Below are 16,431 nucleotides of genomic sequence, written 5' to 3' on the forward strand. Positions count from 1 at the left end.
AAATGAGTATTAAATCTGATAAGTGGATTCGTCGCATGGCGCAAAGCGATGCCATGATTGAACCATTTGAAGCTGAGCAAGTGCGCTATGTGAATGATCAGCGTGTCATTTCTTATGGCACGTCGAGCTACGGCTACGACGTTCGCTGTGCCGATGAATTTAAAGTGTTTACCAACATACATTCGGCTATTGTTGATCCCAAGGCGTTTGATGACAAAAGCTTTGTCGATGTTAAGGGCGATGTGTGTATTATTCCGCCGAATTCCTTCGCATTAGCACGCACGGTTGAATATTTTCGTATTCCGCGCAGTGTGCTGACGATTTGCCTTGGCAAATCCACTTACGCGCGCTGTGGCATTATTGTCAACGTAACGCCGCTTGAGCCAGAGTGGGAAGGGCATGTGACGCTTGAGTTTTCAAATACTACCAACCTGCCGGCCAAGATTTATGCCCATGAAGGGGTAGCTCAGATGCTGTTCCTTGAGTCGGATGAGATGTGTGAAACATCTTATAAAGATCGCGGTGGTAAATATATGGGGCAACGAGGCGTTACGCTGCCGCGCACTTAATTGCGCACTTTATTGCTCACTTTATTGATAGGCTGAACGAAAAACGCCTTACGCGCTAATAGCGGTAAGGCGTTTTTTATGGTCAGAGCAGTGACGTCTAGGCGTTTTCGTCAAACTCTTCGTCTAGCTCTTCTGCAGCATCTGTGTGGGAGAGCCGCATACCATGGGGAGGCAGAGGATGCCCATCCATGGTGGCGTTTTCAGCGCTATATTGTAGGCGGCCTTGCAGAAACCACTGAACGGCAATTGGGAAGATAAGGTGTTCACGAGCGTGCACCTTCTCCTTAAGCGTCTCAACGGTATCTTCATTTGTCACGTTCAGTTCTGCTTGCAGCACAACAGGCCCACCATCTAGCTCTTCAGTGACAAAATGCACGCTACAGCCATGCTGTTTGGCACCGTCTGCTAACGCCCTGGCATGGGTATTTAACCCTTGATAGGCGGGCAGTAGTGAAGGGTGGATATTGAGCATTTTGCCTAAAAAACGCTGTACAAAGCGCGGCGTCAAAATGCGCATAAAGCCTGCTAAAACAATCAAGTCAGGCTCATGACGTTCGATGACTTTGATGAGCGCTCCGTCGTAAGCATCGCGGCTATCATATTCGCGATGAGGTAGCGCAACGGCTTCAATACCTGCTTCTAAGGCGCGCTTCAAGCCAAACGCATCCGGCTCATTGGAAATAACAGCGACGATCTCGCCGCCAAGTCGATCATGGCTTTGCGCGTCAATCAGCGCCTGTAAATTACTGCCACTGCCAGAAATTAGCACCACGACACGTCGCGCCGCTGTTGGTTCTGGCGCCATATCGTTGATAGTGTCGTTGAACGCGCCACTGTCGAAGTCGGTACTGCTCATGCGCGAAGGTTCTCCAAAACGACGGCTTCCTCCTGGCGCTGAATAATCTGTCCAATTCGATAGACGGTCTCGCCTTGAGCTTGCAGATGTGCCATAGCGTCGTCAGCTTGGGCTTGGGGAACGACAACCACCATGCCGATGCCGCAGTTCAGTACGCGGTGCATTTCAGTTTCACTGACATTGCCTTGGGCTTGTAACCAGTTAAATACTTCTGGGCGCTGCCAGGTAGCAAGATCAACGTGGGCTGCGAGGGTGTCGGGTAGAACACGGGGAATGTTTTCCAGTAAACCACCACCCGTAATATGAGAAAGCGCGTGAACGGGAATATCTGTGCCACGCATCATCGACAGCAACGATTTCACATAAATACGCGTTGGCGCCATCAGCGCGTCGCCAAGCGGCTGCCCATCCACAGTATCACTGAGTGAGGTGTTGCTAACTTCCAGAATTTTGCGAATCAGCGAGTAGCCATTAGAGTGCGGGCCAGAAGAGGCTAGCCCCAGCAATACATCGCCTTCGGCTACCTTGCTGCCGTCTAAAATATCGGCCTTCTCAACAACGCCAACGCAGAAGCCTGCCAAGTCGTAGTCATTGCCTTCGTACATGCCGGGCATTTCGGCAGTTTCGCCGCCGACTAGTGCGCAACCAGCCAATTCACAGCCAGCGCCAATGCCGGTCACGACATCTGCAGCGATATCCACATCCAGCTTGCCCGTGGCATAGTAGTCAAGGAAGAGCAGCGGTTCAGCACCTGCAACGATCAAATCGTTGACACACATTGCGACAAGATCTATGCCAATGGTGTCATGCTTACCAAGGTCCATGGCAAGACGCAGCTTAGTGCCGACACCATCCGTGCCGGAGACCAGGACTGGCTGCTTATAACCAGCGGGAAGCTCACACAGTGCGCCAAACCCGCCAAGGCCACCCAGAACTTCAGGGCGTGTTGTGCGTTTGGCAACGTGTTTGATGCGATCAACTAGCGCGTTGCCGGCATCAATATCGACACCTGCGTCTTTATAGCTGAGTGAAGGAGTGGCCTGAGAAGTGGAGGTATCGGTCATGACAGATCCTGTGAAGCCTATAGCAGTACGGGTAGTGCTGGCGAATTGGCCAGTGCTGGGGCAATAACGGAACGGATTGTAACACCCAGAGACGTAAGTCGCATCGATGTGCGGCGTTAACCGATGTTCAATACGCTACTTTTGTTACTATTCAGTATGCTAAGGGCGCTAACCAGCTTTCCAGGAGGGATATAAAGAGCATGCGACATTCATGGTGGGGCGTTGTGTTTTTGGTGGTGTTGGTGGGCTGCATCTACTTACTAGATGCGGTATTGATGCCATTTATTGCGGGTTTAATTTTGGCCTACCTAGCTGACCCGCTTGCTAATTATTTCCAACGGTTAGGCATGAAGCGGCCCTGGGCAGTTAGTAGCGTCTTTTTTGTCCTGTTGCTGATACTTTCTTTAAGCCTGCTTATTTTGATCCCGCTAGTTGTTCAGCAGACAAAACAGCTGGGAGAAGCGCTGCCGAGTGTTTTCAACTGGATTGAGAATATTTTAGCGCCACAAGTTCAGGAGTGGACGGGGTACGACTTGGGCGCCGAGCTAACGAACGTTCGAGAAACATTGATCAAAAACTGGCGTGATGCGGGTAGTTATGCAGCTCAAGCACTAAGCCAAATAGGCCGTTCTGGAGTGGCTTTCATTTCCTGGGTGACCTACGTTGCGCTTATTCCTGTCGTAACGTTCTATTTACTACTTGATTGGAGCAGATTGATTTCTAGTCTTGCCGATTTGGTTCCTCGTCAATGGAAAAGCGATGTTGACCGGTTGGCTCAGCGCTGCGATGAAGTTCTATCAGCGTTTCTGCGTGGGCAGTTACTGGTCATGCTGTGTTTGGGTATTATTTATGCGGCGGGCCTAACGTTGATGGGGCTGAATTTCGGCCTGCTGATTGGTGTTGTGTCAGGGCTCGTCAGTATTGTGCCGTTCCTTGGGTTTATTGTGGGGTTAGTGGTGGCGCTTATCGTAGCGCTGTTCCAATTTGATACATGGTGGGCTGTGCTGGGTGTGATCGCGGTATTCGGTATCGGTCAGGCAGCAGAAAGTGTCATACTTCAGCCTAAGCTGTTAGGCGATAAAATAGGCCTGCATCCTGTCGCAGTAATCTTTGCGGTACTGGCGGGTGGGGATCTTTTCGGTCTGACGGGCGTACTCTTAGCATTGCCTGTAGCAGCGATTATTATGGTGCTTTTAAGGGAAATTAAAGATCGTTATAAAGGCAGTGCTCTCTATGATGCCGAGCAACGTCCGATAGAACAGCAACATGACAACGATGGACTAGGTCGTCACGACGAAAGGGAGTCACCATGAGCCGTTTGCCGGCACAGCTACCGCTTGGGGTAGGGTTGCGAGACGACGCGACATTTAATAATTACTATGCCTCACAAGCAAACGCTTCATTAATGGAGTATCTGAGTCGGCAGCTTGAGTCTGACGCTGAGCCGTTTTTGTATTTATGGGGCGCACCGGGCAGTGGTCGTAGCCATCTTTTACAGGCGGCGTGTCACGCGGCCTCCGATGCAGATAAGCGGGCACTCTATCTGCCATTGGCAGACCTGGGTCATTTTCCTCCGCTGATGCTGGAGGATATTGAACGCTTGGATCTTGTCGCCATTGATGATCTTGAATATGTGATCGGGCGTAAACGCTGGGAAGAAGCTCTGTTTCACGCTTTTAATCGGCTGCGTGATGCGGGAAAAGCCTTAGTGATTGCCGCCAATACGTCTCCGCGCCAGTTAGATGTTGCATTGCCTGACTTAGCATCTCGACTTACCTGGGGAGTCACGTTTCATCTGCATCCGTTGGATGATAACGAACGCCTGGCAGCGTTAAAGCTTCGCGCCAACGTACGTGGAATGCAGTTGCCTGATGATGTAGGGCGCTACATTTTGCACCGGGGGCCGCGAGAGCTGGGGGATTTGTGTCGTGCACTTGAGACGCTTGATCAAGCATCGCTATCCGCTAAGCGAAAACTGACTATTCCTTTCGTCAAGTCTGCTCTTAATTGGTAAAGCGCAATTGCTAAAACGCCCCTGCCAGATCACTGGCAGGGGCGTTTTAATGGCAGCAAGTCAATAACTAACAGATTAAGCAGTTTTGCTCATTTTGCTAGCAGCAGCTTGCGCTTGCTTAACATTATCTTCTGTCAGTTTTTGGCCTTTCTGCAAGAAGTCTTGCTGAAGAGCAACGACTTTATCTGCATCGCCTTTTACACGCTCAGCGAGTTCTTTAGCCACTTTCTGCTGGCCTTCCATGTAGCTGCGCAGGCCGTTGGCATCTTTTACGCTCATCAGCTGACGCATTTGGGCGATGCCGGTATCTAGGTAAGATTTGTTGGCATCAAACTGTGCGTTAAGCATTTTTTCAGAGTAATCGATGCTTAGCGTCATGTACGCACGCACAGGCGCCATGAACATGTTGTCGAACTGCTGAGTCATTTCGTTGGTGTTAAATGTTTGCATGGTAAACACTCCTGTTCCATTGCCCACTAATCGGCCCATTGATTGACGGTGCCGTTAGTATTGGTTGATCAGCAACGGTTTGGTTAAGCATCCACCGCAGCTGATATCTAGCTATCTTGCGTTGCAGCATAACAGGGGTTTTTGTGCGGTGCAACATTGCAGTGGAGTGAATTTAGAGATCGTGTGAGTGTTGCTATGTGAGTCGGCGATGCGCATGGATTTACCTAACGCGCCGGTAGGGCTAGGCTTAAACGTATAGATAACCGTTATCACTAAAATAATCTTTGGGAAACGTGACGTTAGTGATGTGAGCGACGTTGGCTAAGTCATTTTTAAAAGGAGTGCCAGGATGGATACACGTATTGAACGGGATAGCATGGGTGAGCTTGATGTGCCTGCAAATGCGCTTTATGGCGCTCAAACCCAACGGGCTATCAACAACTTCCCTGTCTCGCATACACCCATGCCCACGGCATTTATTCACGCTGTTGCGCGGATAAAGCTCGCTGCTGCGCGAAGTAACTGTCAGTTGGGTTTGTTAGATAAACCCCGCGCAGAGGCGATTGAGAAAGCGGCTCAGGCAGTGATGAGTGGCAAGCATGATGGGCATTTTCCGATTGATGTTTTCCAGACAGGCTCTGGTACGTCGACCAATATGAATGTCAATGAAGTGCTCGCGACGCTTGCCAGTCGTGAAGGGGTGGAAGTAACGCCAAATGATCACGTTAATATGGGGCAGTCGAGTAACGACGTTATCCCAACGGCCATCCACCTGTCGGCAGCGATAGCCGTTAATGAAACACTGCGTCCCGCACTGGTGACGCTGCAGGCCACGATTGATCGTAGGGCGAGCGAGCTGGCCCATGTTGTTAAAACAGGTCGTACTCATCTGATGGATGCCATGCCGCTGCGTATGGATCAAGAACTAGGCGCGTGGTCGAGCCAAGTGGGGCAGGCCATCGAGCGTTTTGATAGCGTCATGACAAGGCTGTGTCGATTGGCGCAAGGTGGCACGGCGGTGGGCACCGGTATCAATGCGCCTGAGGGGTTTGCCGAGCTAATGGCTAGCGACTTAAGCCAGCAGACCGGCCTACCTTTTGTACCTAATGATAGCTTTTTTGCCAGTTTGGCATCCCAGGATGCTGCCGTGGAGTTATCAGGGCAGTTGAAAGGGTTAGCCTGTGTGGTTATGAAGATCGCTAACGATTTGCGTTGGATGAATTCAGGGCCGTTGGCGGGGCTGGGCGAAATTGAGCTTGAGGCACTACAGCCTGGTAGCTCCATTATGCCGGGTAAGGTAAATCCTGTGATTCCCGAGTCGGCCGCCCAAGCGGCAGCGCAAGTTATCGGCCTGGATGCCGCGGTAACGGTGGCGGGTCAGAGTGGTAACTTCCAGCTCAACGTGATGCTGCCGCTAGTCGCTTCGAATCTTCTTACATCGATTACCTTGATGAGTAACACCGCTACCTTGCTGGGTGAGCGTGCTATCGCCACATTCAAAGTGCGTGACGATAATTTACAGGGGCCGCTTGCACGGAACCCTATCTTAGTCACGGCCCTTAATAGCGTGATTGGCTATAACGCCGCCGCGGCGGTGGCTAAAAAAGCCTATCAAGCTGGGCGACCAATCATCGACGTAGCAGAAGAAGAAACTGATCTAGATCGCTCAACGCTCGAACGTTTGCTAGACCCTGCGGTATTAACGCAAGGAGGTATACCTGAGTAGCCTCTGTTGAGATGTTAAGAGAGTGGGCGGTTAGGTTTCTTGCTTTTCCGTTTTGCCCTTTTGAATGGTGTCGTTCGCCTCTTGACGCTCTTCTGCACTGGCATCGGGCGTTTCGTGTTCATCTTGACGCGAAGGCCGATAGCAAAAAGTGGCCAATATAGGGAAGTGGTCAGATCCGAACGCCCCAAGTCGCTGCATGTTGACGAGGGTGAAGTGCTCGCTTACAAACGCGTGGTCGAGCGGCCAGCGCAATAGGGGGTAATTAGCGTGAAAGGTGCTGTACAAGCCGCGACCACGTCGTGGGTCCAGCATGCCTCCTATGCGACAAAAACGGCGTGTTGTACGTGACCAGGCAACATCATTCAGGTCGCCGGCAACAATAGTGGCCTTTGGGTGTCGATGTATTTCTTTGCCAATCCACAACAGTTCCGCGTCACGCCATAGCGATTTTTCGCTTTCACTGGGGGCTGGTGGTCTTGGGTGAACGGCAAATAAGCGAATGTGCTGGCCGCTTTTAAGCTCTACCTGGGTGTGAATCGAAGGTATGTCATCCTGAATAAGCCACTTAATCTCAGTATCTTTCAGGGCTAGGCGAGAATAGAGGTGCATACCATAAAGGTTGTCTAGGGGAATCTTAACGCTATGCGGCCACTGCTCATCTAATGCCGAGTCAAGTTGCTCTTGCCACCATTGGTCGGATTCCAGCGTGAGAATTATATCTGGCTGGTGGTGGTTAATGATCTCCAGTAACTCTTTTGACTGGCGGTTGGGTGTCAGTACATTGGCGATTAACAGTGTAACCATCTGGTCTTTAGGGGCATTATGGGCGGCTTTTACCTGCACAGGCCAGAGCTTTGTCCATGGCAAGATGTAGCGCAGCTGAAGCGCTAGCGTGACGAGTGAGACCAGTGTTGCGGTAGCCCGCCACGGCCCTGGGGCTAATATCCAAAGGCTTGTTAAACCACATACTGCCGCTAATACGGCGATTTGCAGTCGCGGAAATTCAAAACTGCGCACCCACCACCAGCGCATAGGTACGCGGGCAATCAGTGTGGCGAGTAACAATGAGATAGCGATGCATCCTAGCAAAGGCCCAAGCAAGATTTGCCTCCTGGTTTAACCGTGAATAGTGGTTAATCTATGTTTAGCTTAGCGGTAACCACAGATAAGTGTCGATAAGACATTAAAATTGAGGGGAGTCGTTCATTTGCTTGATTGAACAGTGCTAAAAACTACTTGCAATTCAGCTATGAAGACGTAGAATACGCATCCGTTGCACAGCAGGACCATAGCTCAGTTGGTTAGAGCGCCACGTTGACATCGTGGAGGTCGGCGGTTCAAATCCGCCTGGTCCTACCATATTTCGTGTTGTGTGCAGCTAGTTACTTATAGGACCATAGCTCAGTTGGTTAGAGCGCCACGTTGACATCGTGGAGGTCGGCGGTTCAAATCCGCCTGGTCCTACCAAATACTTAAAAGCCCTATGCTTCAGCATGGGGCTTTTTTTATGGTTAATCGATAAAGCTAGTCGATAAAAAAGCTAGTCGAGAAAGAGAGGGAGGTCAGTCTGGCGAATAAACGTCGCCACCAGTGCCTCAATACCCGCCTGATCTTCTTGACTAAAGCGTGCGTGCTGGGGGCTGTCTAGGTCGAGCACTCCCCAGAGATAGCCGTCGATTACAATGGGGGCAACGAGCTCTGAGCGAGAGTCAGCATCGCAGGCGATGTGATCAGCAATAGCGTGAACGTCATCAACCCGTTGGGTAGTTTGTTGGCGGGCAGCAGCCCCGCAAACGCCTTTGCTGAAGGGGATTGGGTGGCAGGCAGGTTTACCCTGAAATGGCCCAAGGCTGAGCTGGTTGGGCTGGCGCTGTAAATAGAACCCCGCCCAGTTGATGTCGCTCAGGGCATGTTGAATAAAGGCGCAAGTTTGTGCGCTGTTGGTTAGCCAATCACGTGTGTCTAGCAGAGCTTCAAGCTGCCGATTAAGCAACGCATAATCAACACTATGCATACGAATTCCTTATAGGGTTAAACACATCAGGCCAGCCCTAAGGCTGGCCTGATGACATCGATAGAGAATACCGTACTGTTTATTCGATCCAGCCGGGTACAGCTGCGCCCTTAAACAGTTCTTCTGCTTTTTCGATGACCTCATCGCGCTGATAAGCGTCAACAAGTTGACGGATTTCTTCACGATCTTCGTCTCCGCCCCGTACCGCAATCAAGTTGACGTAGGGAGACTCAGGACCTTCCTTGATGATCGCGTCACTCAAGCTCAAGCCAGCCGGTTGGGCGAACGTATTGTTAATGAACGCCATGTCGACGTCTGGGAGTACACGGGGTAGTTGTGCCGCTTCAATTTCGCGGAAGCGGAAGTTGCGTGGGTTTTCAGCGATGTCGATGGGGGTGGCTTCCAGGTTGCTCGGATCATTCAGGGTGATCAGGCCCTGGTTGTGCATCAGAATAAGTGCACGCCCTTCATTAGATGGGTCGTTGGGCAGCGCGATTTGAGCACCATCGGGCAGCGCTTCGATGCTGTCGTACTTTTCAGAATAAGCGCCGATCGGGTAAACGAAGGTGTAGCCCGCAATAGCAAGATCGTATCCACGGTCATTGACCATCGCCTGTAGGTACGGTTCGTGCTGATAGGCGTTCGCGTCTAAGCTGCCATCGGCGAGGGCAGCATTCGGCGTGACATAGTCGGTGAACTCAATAATCTCAACGTCTAGGTCATACTCTTCTTTGGCAATACGAGCCGCCACTTGCATAACTTCGGTTTCCGGACCTGCCACAGTGCCCATTTTGATGGTGCGTGTCTCTGCGTTGGCAACGTTAACCGCAAGTGCTAAGGCAGTCAGGCTGCCGATAAGTAGTTTTTGCATGGTGTCACTCCTGTGGCTCGGTAAAGGTTGGATGTGATTATGCGGCAATAAGAAATAAAATTCTAATGCGTTTTGGTTATATTCGACTATGCCGATAAAAGGTGCAGACTATCGTCACTTGCGATCACTTTTGCGTACCAAATAGTCGCCTAGGCTTTGGAAGCCTTGAACCATCACCACCAGTATAACGACGGTAATTAACATAATGGTGGGGTTGAAGCGGTTATAGCCATAGCGAATGCCTAAGTCGCCCAAGCCACCGCCACCTACGGCGCCCGCCATGGCAGAGTAACTGACCAGTGTCACTAACGTGATCGTCAGCCCCGTAATAATCCCGCCCCTTGCCTCAGGGATCAGTACCTTAGTTATGATCTGCCAAGGTGTTGCGCCCATTGATTGGGCAGATTCAATAAGCCCTGGCGATATCTCGTTAAGCGCACCTTCGATTAGCCGAGCCACAAATGGAATAGCGGCAATAGTTAACGGCACTGAGGCGGCATTAATACCAATAGAGGTGCCGACCAGCATGCGAGTGAACGGGATGATCGCCACCATCAAAATGATGAACGGAATTGAGCGGCCAATATTGGTAACAATACCTAGCACTTGATTGAGTGCAGGCATGGCTAATATCTGATGAGGACGAGTGACGTAGAGCATGACGCCAAGCGGCAAGCCGAGCAGGGTGGCAATCACGCCTGAAATAGCCACCATGTAGAGCGTATCCAGCGTGGCTTGTAAAATAAGATCAAACATTGCGCTGGACATGACCAAGTACCTCTACCTGTAGTTGATGTGCTTCTAAATAAGCCATTGCTTCCTGAGTTTGCGCGGGGCTGCCAAGCAGTTCTGCAATCATCAGCCCTAAGGTACGGTCTTGAATGGACTCGACCTTTGCCTGGAGTATGCTGACATCAACGCTGCACTCCCGGGCTAGGCGTGAGATAAGCGGCGTCGAAACAGCATCACCGGAAAACGTTAGCCGAACAACGGGGTGGGTGTGTTCGCTAGGTGTATCGCTTAAACGTTCGATCAGTTCTTTAGGCGGGCTTAGCTGCAAAAAGTCGTTCAGGAACTCCCTGCCCAACTGTGTGATAGGCGCAGTGAAGAAATCACCAACTTCAGCATCTTCCACTAGCTCACCATTAGAGATCAGGCTTACTCGATGACAAATAGACTTCACAACTTCCATTTCGTGAGTAATCAACAAAATGGTGATACCGAGCTGCTGATTAATTTCTCTCAACAGCTCAAGAATAGAACTGGTGGTCTGGGGGTCTAGCGCTGAAGTGGCTTCATCGCACAGTAAGACGTTGGGTTTGCTGGCCAGTGCGCGGGCGATTGCGACACGCTGTTTCTGGCCGCCAGAAAGCTGGGCTGGATACTGCTTGGCTTTATCGGCCAGGCCCACCAGCTCCAGTAGTGGCAATACGCGCTCTTTTATAGCACTGCGGCTTTCGCCCATTAACTCAAGGGGAAGTGCCACATTATCAAATACCGTACGTGTTGTTAGCAGATTGAAATGCTGGAAAATCATTCCAATACGGTGTCGGGCGCGGTTTAATTCGCCGCGGCTCAGGCGGGTCATTTCCTGGCCATCAACTGATACGCTGCCAGTGCTTGGGCGTTCAAGCAGGTTGACACAGCGAATAAGAGTCGACTTGCCAGCGCCTGAAAGGCCAATAACGCCGTGAATGGTGCCTTTGGGGATCGTTAAATTGACATCTTTTAGGGCATGAACGGCACTATTGCCAGTGCCATAGGTTTTACTAACGTTGCTAATTTCAATCATAGCGTCTGCCTTAACGGTAGGCCGAAGACGGAGTGCGAGGGAGCAAGCGTAGGGCGGGAAATAAAAAAAGGCCACCCTTGCGGGTGGCCATCAACGCTGGACACACCCTTTTAGCTGCACTTCACCAAGCCATTGGCTTAGTGGACGCCCGCAATCTGGGTACAAATCGGCGTCATTACATTTGCGGCGAAAGTCTAAAGAGAAGCGGGTGTCTTGTCAATGAGTGCCATTCTATTTCATGTTTTAATGCAATAATTTAGGTTTATTTTCTGAGGCAATGGCTTTTTTTAGTGATTGGTTCTGACGATTGCTTGAGCAGCTCTTGTTGCCAGAAAAAAAGTCGTTGCAACGTTTGCAGCAAGGCAGCTGGCTGCACACGGGAAGAGTATTTAGTAGTAAGCTTGCACAGAATTTTAGTACCTATTTTGACTTTAATGTGTTGAGAAAGAGGGCGTAGCAATATGTTTACTGGCATCGTGCAAGGCGTGGCTGAGGTTATCGCTGTTAAAGAGCTGGAAGAGTTTCGCACCCACGTAGTCGCATTGCCGGAAGCGTTGCGCCAGGGGCTCACTATTGGTGCATCGGTAGCTCATAATGGTGTTTGCCTGACGGTAACTGCGATAGAGGATGGGAATGTCAGTTTTGACCTGATGCGTGAAACGTTACGTTTGACAAATCTTGGTGCAATTGTACCTGGTCAGTGCGTCAATATAGAGCGTGCGGCGCGTTTTGGTGATGAAATTGGTGGGCACTCCATGTCTGGCCACATTATTTGTATGGCCAATGTGGTGGCAATAGAAGAGGCACCCAACAATCGTCGATTGTGGTTTTCATTACCTGAGAGAGTCGCTAAGTTTGTATTTGAGAAGGGATACATTGGCGTTGATGGTATCAGCTTGACGGTAGGTGACGTACGACCCGCGGGTGATGGTGCTGGGGTTGAGTTTAGTGTCAACCTGATACCGGAGACGCTGGCGCGTACAGTTTTAAAAGATCGCTTGCTAGGCGACCAGGTCAATATCGAGATTGATCCGCAAACCCAGGTGATTGTTGAAACAGTCGAAAGGGTGTTAGCGAGTCGTCTCTAATTGTGTTTTTTGTCTTACCGTTGACCAATCGGTTAGCTCATGGCCTGAAGTTTGCTATTCATATTAGTGGGGGAGAACTTCCCACCAACACTAGCGGCACACGAGGCGCTCGCAACGCGTAGAGCCTTTAGGTAGTATGTGCGGCTTTTCTCGCATCAAGGGACGCATTTAGCGTAAGCGCGAAGGATAAAAACGACATGAAACTTCTGGACAATTACTTCAAGCTCACCGAGCAGAAGACCAATGTAAAGACCGAGTTGATCGCGGGGTTCACCACGTTCCTTACGATGGCTTATATCATTTTCGTCAACCCGAGTATTCTCTCGGAAGCGGGGATGGATTATGGCGCGGTGTTTGTTGCTACCTGTGTCGCTGCCGCCATCGGCTGTTTTGTTATGGGGCTTTGGGCAAACTACCCGATCGCTCAAGCACCAGGAATGGGGCTGAATGCCTTTTTTACCTACGGTGTGGTACTGGGGATGGGTTATACCTGGGAGGCGGCATTGGGGGCTGTCTTCTTCTCCGGTCTAACGTTTTTCATGCTCAGTATTTTTAAAATCCGTGAGTGGATCATTAATTCTATTCCACTCTCATTGCGTTTGGGGATTGCCGCGGGTATTGGCTTGTTCCTGGCGATGATTGCACTTAAAAATGCCGGTATTGTGGTCGCTAATCCAGCCACCTATGTGGCGCTGGGTGACTTGTCCCAGCCACCCGCACTTTATGCCTTGTTGGGCTTTTTCGTTATTACGGCGCTTTCCTATCTGCGTGTAACCGGTGCGGTAATGATCGGTATTTTGGGCATCACTATCCTGGCGACGCTATTCGGCCATAACCAGTATGGCGGTATTATGTCGATGCCGCCTTCGATTGCGCCTACCTTTATGGCAATGGATCTAATGGGCGCACTGGATGTGGCGATGCTAAGCGTCATTTTTGCCTTCTTGTTTGTGGATCTGTTCGATACGTCAGGCACGCTGGTAGGTGTGGCCCACCGCGGCAAACTGCTGGATGAAAATGGCAAGCTGCCACGCATTGGTCGCGCTATGATGGCTGACAGTACCGCGTCTATGGCGGGGGCTGCATTGGGTACTTCGACAACGACTAGCTATATTGAATCAACTGCGGGTATCGCTTCCGGTGGTCGTACGGGGTTAACGGCGGTTGTGGTTGGTGTGCTGTTTTTAATTAGCCTTTTCTTTGCGCCGTTAGCCGGTTCCATTCCGGCCTATGCGACAGCAGGGGCGCTGCTTTATGTGGCCGTTCTGATGGCGGGAAGCTTAGCCCACGCAAATTGGGAAGACCCAACTGACGCGGCACCTGTCCTGATCGCCGCCCTGGCTATGCCACTGACATTCTCAATTGCTGAGGGAATTGCGCTTGGTTTTATTAGCTATGCAGCGATCAAAGCGCTTTCAGGGCGGTTCAGTGATTTGAACCCCGCCGTCATAGCGTTAGCGCTACTGTTTGCGGCAAAATTTCTTTTCCTGGGTTAATTACCCGCTTTATCTTTAATCAATGAGAGACGCGATGAGCATCTACGGCGACTACATTAAGTCCGTTATTCGCACGGTTCCTGACTGGCCAGAGCAGGGCGTAAATTTTCGTGATATCACTCCGCTCCTGCAAAATAGTGCTGCCTTTCGTAAGCTGATTGATAGCTTTGTGCATCGCTACCAGGAAATGAACTTAGATGCCATCGCGGCTATTGATGCCCGTGGCTTCATTATCGGTGCGCCTTTGGCCTACGAATTAGGCTGCAGCTTTGTACCCGTTCGTAAGAAGGGCAAACTGCCGTTTAAGACGGTTAGTGAAACTTACACGCTGGAGTATGGCCACTCTGAGGTTGAGCTTCATTCTGATGCTTTTCAGAAAGATGACCGTATCCTGTTGATGGATGATTTGATTGCCACTGGCGGTACTATGCTGGCAGCAGCGAATCTAATTCAGCGCTCTGGTGGGCACGTGGTGGAAACCGCAGCTATTATTGAGCTGCCTGAACTGGGCGGTTCTCAGAAAATTCGCGATGCTGGCTATAGCGTATTCGCGGTATGTTCATTCACCGAAGACGAGTAACGCCTCTTATGAGTAGCGAACGCTATCATCAGCACTTCACCATTTCCTGGGATCAATTACATCGCGATGTGCGTCAACTTTGCCATCAGCTAGTTGAACGAGATTTCAAAGGTATCGTCGCGATTACCCGTGGCGGATTAATACCTGCGGCGCTTATCGCCCGTGAACTCAATATTCGCTTGATCGATACTGTGTGTATCAAAAGCTATGACCATATGGACCAAGGCGGTTTAGACATCATGAAGGGCGTTGACCATGATGGTGATGGTTGGCTGTTGGTTGATGATCTGGTAGATACCGGTAAAACCGCCCGTGCCGTTCGTGAAATGCTGCCTAAAGCGCATTTCGTGACAATGTATGCTAAACCAGAAGGACGCCCTCTGGTTGATCAATACCTTACCGAAGTGGCTCAGCAGTGTTGGATCCAGTTTCCTTGGGATATGGGCATTGCTTATGTTGAGCCGCTGGCGGATCAACTGAAGAGGTAATATGGCTAACCCGCTACCCGACGATTGGAATCAATGGCTTGGACAAGAATTTCAGGCTGACTATATGTCAGCCCTGAAAACATTTTTGGCTCAAGAAAAGGCCGCCAAGAAAGTTATCTACCCGCACTCGTCGCACTGGTTTCGTGCTTTTGAGTTGACACCTCTAGCCGCTGTGAAAGTGGTTATTCTAGGGCAAGACCCTTATCACGGCCCCAATCAAGCGCATGGATTATGCTTTTCGGTGCAGCCGGGTATTCAAGTGCCGCCCTCTTTGGTCAATATTTACAAAGAATTAGCTGCTGATGTGGGGTTTGCGCCCGTGCGCCATGGCTTTTTGGAGTCTTGGGCAACCCAAGGGGTGTTGCTGCTCAACACGGCATTAACGGTTGAACAAGGTAATGCTGCTTCTCATCGTGGCAAGGGATGGGAGCACTTCACCGACTGCGCGATTGAAACCGTCAGTCGGCATGCTGAACCGTGTGTTTTCTTGTTGTGGGGAAGCCATGCGCGTCAGAAGAAAGCCCTGATTGATCAGTCGCGCCATTTGGTCTTGGAGTCCCCGCATCCTTCGCCACTTTCAGCGCATCGAGGCTTTTTTGGCAATCACCACTTTTCCCGTGCCAATCAGTTTCTAATAGAGCAGGGCCGTTCGCCGATTGAGTGGCAATTGCCGGAAACCCCTTAACCTGCTGGTCAGTTGCGGGTAGAATGGCGCGCAATTTTGTAAGCTTGTCGATGCGACTTAGGTCGCCATCCTGAATCCCATGCAGCGAGGAAGTCCCATGAGTGTCTACGCCATTAATCATCCGCTTGTTCAACATAAGCTGGGACTGCTGCGCGAAGCTGATTTAAGTACCAAGAGCTTCCGAGAGCTAGCTGGTGAAGTGGCTAAGCTGCTGACCTATGAGGCAACAAAGGGGCTAGAGCTCGAGGATCATGAGATTCAAGGCTGGAACAATGAGCCTATCGCGACACGTCGTTTAAAGGGTAAAAAAGTAACGGTTGTGCCAATCCTGCGTGCCGGCTTAGGTATGCTGGAGGGCGTGACTGACCTGATTCCTAGTGCACGCGTTAGTGTAGTGGGTCTTTATCGGGACGAAGAGACTCTTCAGCCGGTGCCTTATTTCGCCAAGTTTGCCAATGATATTGAAGAGCGCATGGCGCTTGTCATCGACCCAATGCTGGCAACTGGTGGCTCAATGGTGGCGACGTTAGATATGTTGCGTGAGCGTGGTTGTGAGCATATGAAAGTTATCGTGCTGGTAGCTGCTCCTGAGGGCATTAAGCGTGTTCAGGATGCCTACCCAGATGTTGAGATTTACACAGCCTCCGTTGATGACCGGCTAGATGAGCACGGTTACATCGTGCCTGGTTTGGGAGATGCAGGCGATAAGATCTTCGGGACGCGCTAATCGCTCCGACT

General features: G+C 50.8%; 18 protein-coding genes and 2 tRNA genes. 12 read left to right on the forward strand and 8 right to left on the reverse strand.

From position 1 onward, the window contains the following. The first annotated feature begins 2 nt into the window (after nt 1–2). A complete protein-coding gene (gene dcd / locus IR195_RS08485) occupies nt 3–569 on the forward strand; it encodes a dCTP deaminase (RefSeq protein WP_038483741.1) in 567 nt (188 codons plus the stop codon). A 97-nt stretch (nt 570–666) separates the two neighbouring features. Here the strand turns inward: dcd and purN are convergent, their stop codons facing one another. Further along, complete coding sequence (gene purN, locus IR195_RS08490; RefSeq protein WP_206049326.1) at nt 667–1,425, reverse strand: phosphoribosylglycinamide formyltransferase; 759 nt, start codon at nt 1,423–1,425, stop codon at nt 667–669. Beyond that, nucleotides 1,422–2,489 (reverse strand): phosphoribosylformylglycinamidine cyclo-ligase, encoded by a 1,068-nt coding sequence (gene purM / locus IR195_RS08495; RefSeq protein WP_125747462.1) that lies wholly within the window; start codon nt 2,487–2,489, stop codon nt 1,422–1,424. The genes purN and purM overlap by 4 nt, the downstream gene beginning before the upstream one ends. Before the next feature lie 200 nt (nt 2,490–2,689). Between purM and IR195_RS08500 the strand changes: the two genes are divergently transcribed. Both IR195_RS08500 and hda read left to right on the forward strand, forming a co-directional pair. Next, nucleotides 2,690–3,802, forward strand: a complete 1,113-nt coding sequence (locus IR195_RS08500) for an AI-2E family transporter (RefSeq protein ID WP_146943733.1) — start codon at nt 2,690–2,692, stop codon at nt 3,800–3,802. Then, nucleotides 3,799–4,503 (forward strand): DnaA regulatory inactivator Hda, encoded by a 705-nt coding sequence (gene hda, locus IR195_RS08505; protein ID WP_125747466.1) that lies wholly within the window; start codon nt 3,799–3,801, stop codon nt 4,501–4,503. Before IR195_RS08500 ends, hda begins: the two co-directional genes overlap by 4 nt. Nucleotides 4,504–4,578: 75 nt before the next feature. On the opposite strand, the gene IR195_RS08510 is transcribed toward hda, so the two are convergent. Further along, entirely contained in the window at nt 4,579–4,953 is a 375-nt protein-coding gene (locus IR195_RS08510; protein WP_125747468.1) for a phasin family protein, read from the reverse strand. Between the two features lie 349 nt (nt 4,954–5,302). Between IR195_RS08510 and IR195_RS08515 the strand changes: the two genes are divergently transcribed. Next, nucleotides 5,303–6,679, forward strand: coding sequence for a class II fumarate hydratase (locus IR195_RS08515; protein ID WP_206049328.1), 1,377 nt, complete (start codon nt 5,303–5,305; stop codon nt 6,677–6,679). A gap of 30 nt (nt 6,680–6,709) precedes the next feature. Here the strand turns inward: IR195_RS08515 and IR195_RS08520 are convergent, their stop codons facing one another. Next, entirely contained in the window at nt 6,710–7,780 is a 1,071-nt protein-coding gene (locus tag IR195_RS08520; RefSeq protein WP_125747472.1) for an endonuclease/exonuclease/phosphatase family protein, read from the reverse strand. Nucleotides 7,781–7,961: 181 nt separating this feature from the next. Here IR195_RS08520 and IR195_RS08525 point away from each other — a divergent pair. Both IR195_RS08525 and IR195_RS08530 read left to right on the forward strand, forming a co-directional pair. Beyond that, nucleotides 7,962–8,038, forward strand: a tRNA-Val gene (locus tag IR195_RS08525). Nucleotides 8,039–8,069: 31 nt separating this feature from the next. Beyond that, nucleotides 8,070–8,146, forward strand: a tRNA-Val gene (locus tag IR195_RS08530). Between the two features lie 73 nt (nt 8,147–8,219). On the opposite strand, the gene IR195_RS08535 is transcribed toward IR195_RS08530, so the two are convergent. The 4 genes from IR195_RS08535 to IR195_RS08550 all read right to left on the reverse strand — a co-directional run bounded on the left by IR195_RS08535 (nt 8,220) and on the right by IR195_RS08550 (nt 11,356). Next, nucleotides 8,220–8,693 carry a GAF domain-containing protein gene (locus IR195_RS08535; RefSeq protein ID WP_125747474.1) on the reverse strand — a complete coding sequence of 158 codons (474 nt, stop codon included), beginning with the start codon at nt 8,691–8,693 and terminating at the stop codon, nt 8,220–8,222. Between the two features lie 79 nt (nt 8,694–8,772). Next, nucleotides 8,773–9,564, reverse strand: a complete 792-nt coding sequence (locus IR195_RS08540) for a MetQ/NlpA family ABC transporter substrate-binding protein (protein ID WP_125747476.1) — start codon at nt 9,562–9,564, stop codon at nt 8,773–8,775. A gap of 114 nt (nt 9,565–9,678) precedes the next feature. Continuing rightward, a complete protein-coding gene (locus IR195_RS08545) occupies nt 9,679–10,332 on the reverse strand; it encodes a methionine ABC transporter permease (RefSeq protein ID WP_206049330.1) in 654 nt (217 codons plus the stop codon). Continuing rightward, nucleotides 10,313–11,356 (reverse strand): methionine ABC transporter ATP-binding protein, encoded by a 1,044-nt coding sequence (locus IR195_RS08550; RefSeq protein ID WP_206049332.1) that lies wholly within the window; start codon nt 11,354–11,356, stop codon nt 10,313–10,315. Before IR195_RS08550 ends, IR195_RS08545 begins: the two co-directional genes overlap by 20 nt. A 461-nt stretch (nt 11,357–11,817) precedes the next feature. On the opposite strand from IR195_RS08550, the gene IR195_RS08555 reads away from it, so the two are divergent. From IR195_RS08555 to upp, 6 genes are all read left to right on the forward strand, one after another. Beyond that, the gene (locus IR195_RS08555) at nt 11,818–12,444 is read left to right on the forward strand and encodes a riboflavin synthase subunit alpha (protein ID WP_206049334.1); all 627 of its coding nucleotides are present in this window, start codon (nt 11,818–11,820) and stop codon (nt 12,442–12,444) included. A 197-nt stretch (nt 12,445–12,641) separates the two neighbouring features. Beyond that, nucleotides 12,642–13,940 (forward strand): NCS2 family permease, encoded by a 1,299-nt coding sequence (locus tag IR195_RS08560; protein ID WP_125747480.1) that lies wholly within the window; start codon nt 12,642–12,644, stop codon nt 13,938–13,940. Between the two features lie 34 nt (nt 13,941–13,974). Beyond that, nucleotides 13,975–14,520 (forward strand): adenine phosphoribosyltransferase, encoded by a 546-nt coding sequence (locus IR195_RS08565; RefSeq protein WP_125747482.1) that lies wholly within the window; start codon nt 13,975–13,977, stop codon nt 14,518–14,520. An 8-nt stretch (nt 14,521–14,528) separates the two neighbouring features. Continuing rightward, nucleotides 14,529–15,008 (forward strand): xanthine phosphoribosyltransferase, encoded by a 480-nt coding sequence (gene gpt / locus IR195_RS08570; protein WP_146945221.1) that lies wholly within the window; start codon nt 14,529–14,531, stop codon nt 15,006–15,008. A 1-nt stretch (nt 15,009) separates the two neighbouring features. Continuing rightward, nucleotides 15,010–15,693, forward strand: coding sequence for a uracil-DNA glycosylase (gene ung, locus IR195_RS08575; protein WP_206049336.1), 684 nt, complete (start codon nt 15,010–15,012; stop codon nt 15,691–15,693). Nucleotides 15,694–15,790: 97 nt separating this feature from the next. After that, on the forward strand, nt 15,791–16,420 hold the full coding sequence (gene upp / locus IR195_RS08580; RefSeq protein ID WP_038483772.1) for a uracil phosphoribosyltransferase: 630 nt from the start codon (nt 15,791–15,793) through the stop codon (nt 16,418–16,420). The last annotated feature ends 11 nt before the right edge of the window (nt 16,421–16,431 follow it).

The sequence above is a fragment of the Vreelandella venusta genome, assembly GCF_015689495.1.
GTDB lineage: Bacteria > Pseudomonadota > Gammaproteobacteria > Pseudomonadales > Halomonadaceae > Vreelandella > Vreelandella venusta.

What these genes read in the sequence shown, in the direction of transcription:
- dcd (WP_038483741.1), top strand. Translation starts at nt 3, where the DNA reads ATGAGTATTAAATCTGATAAGTGGATTCGTCGCATGGCGCAAAGCGAT.
- purN (WP_206049326.1), bottom strand. Translation starts at nt 1,425, where the DNA reads ATGAGCAGTACCGACTTCGACAGTGGCGCGTTCAACGACACTATCAAC.
- purM (WP_125747462.1), bottom strand. Translation starts at nt 2,489, where the DNA reads ATGACCGATACCTCCACTTCTCAGGCCACTCCTTCACTCAGCTATAAA.
- IR195_RS08500 (WP_146943733.1), top strand. Translation starts at nt 2,690, where the DNA reads ATGCGACATTCATGGTGGGGCGTTGTGTTTTTGGTGGTGTTGGTGGGC.
- hda (WP_125747466.1), top strand. Translation starts at nt 3,799, where the DNA reads ATGAGCCGTTTGCCGGCACAGCTACCGCTTGGGGTAGGGTTGCGAGAC.
- IR195_RS08510 (WP_125747468.1), bottom strand. Translation starts at nt 4,953, where the DNA reads ATGCAAACATTTAACACCAACGAAATGACTCAGCAGTTCGACAACATG.
- IR195_RS08515 (WP_206049328.1), top strand. Translation starts at nt 5,303, where the DNA reads ATGGATACACGTATTGAACGGGATAGCATGGGTGAGCTTGATGTGCCT.
- IR195_RS08535 (WP_125747474.1), bottom strand. Translation starts at nt 8,693, where the DNA reads ATGCATAGTGTTGATTATGCGTTGCTTAATCGGCAGCTTGAAGCTCTG.
- IR195_RS08540 (WP_125747476.1), bottom strand. Translation starts at nt 9,564, where the DNA reads ATGCAAAAACTACTTATCGGCAGCCTGACTGCCTTAGCACTTGCGGTT.
- IR195_RS08545 (WP_206049330.1), bottom strand. Translation starts at nt 10,332, where the DNA reads ATGTCCAGCGCAATGTTTGATCTTATTTTACAAGCCACGCTGGATACG.
- IR195_RS08550 (WP_206049332.1), bottom strand. Translation starts at nt 11,356, where the DNA reads ATGATTGAAATTAGCAACGTTAGTAAAACCTATGGCACTGGCAATAGT.
- IR195_RS08555 (WP_206049334.1), top strand. Translation starts at nt 11,818, where the DNA reads ATGTTTACTGGCATCGTGCAAGGCGTGGCTGAGGTTATCGCTGTTAAA.
- IR195_RS08560 (WP_125747480.1), top strand. Translation starts at nt 12,642, where the DNA reads ATGAAACTTCTGGACAATTACTTCAAGCTCACCGAGCAGAAGACCAAT.
- IR195_RS08565 (WP_125747482.1), top strand. Translation starts at nt 13,975, where the DNA reads ATGAGCATCTACGGCGACTACATTAAGTCCGTTATTCGCACGGTTCCT.
- gpt (WP_146945221.1), top strand. Translation starts at nt 14,529, where the DNA reads ATGAGTAGCGAACGCTATCATCAGCACTTCACCATTTCCTGGGATCAA.
- ung (WP_206049336.1), top strand. Translation starts at nt 15,010, where the DNA reads ATGGCTAACCCGCTACCCGACGATTGGAATCAATGGCTTGGACAAGAA.
- upp (WP_038483772.1), top strand. Translation starts at nt 15,791, where the DNA reads ATGAGTGTCTACGCCATTAATCATCCGCTTGTTCAACATAAGCTGGGA.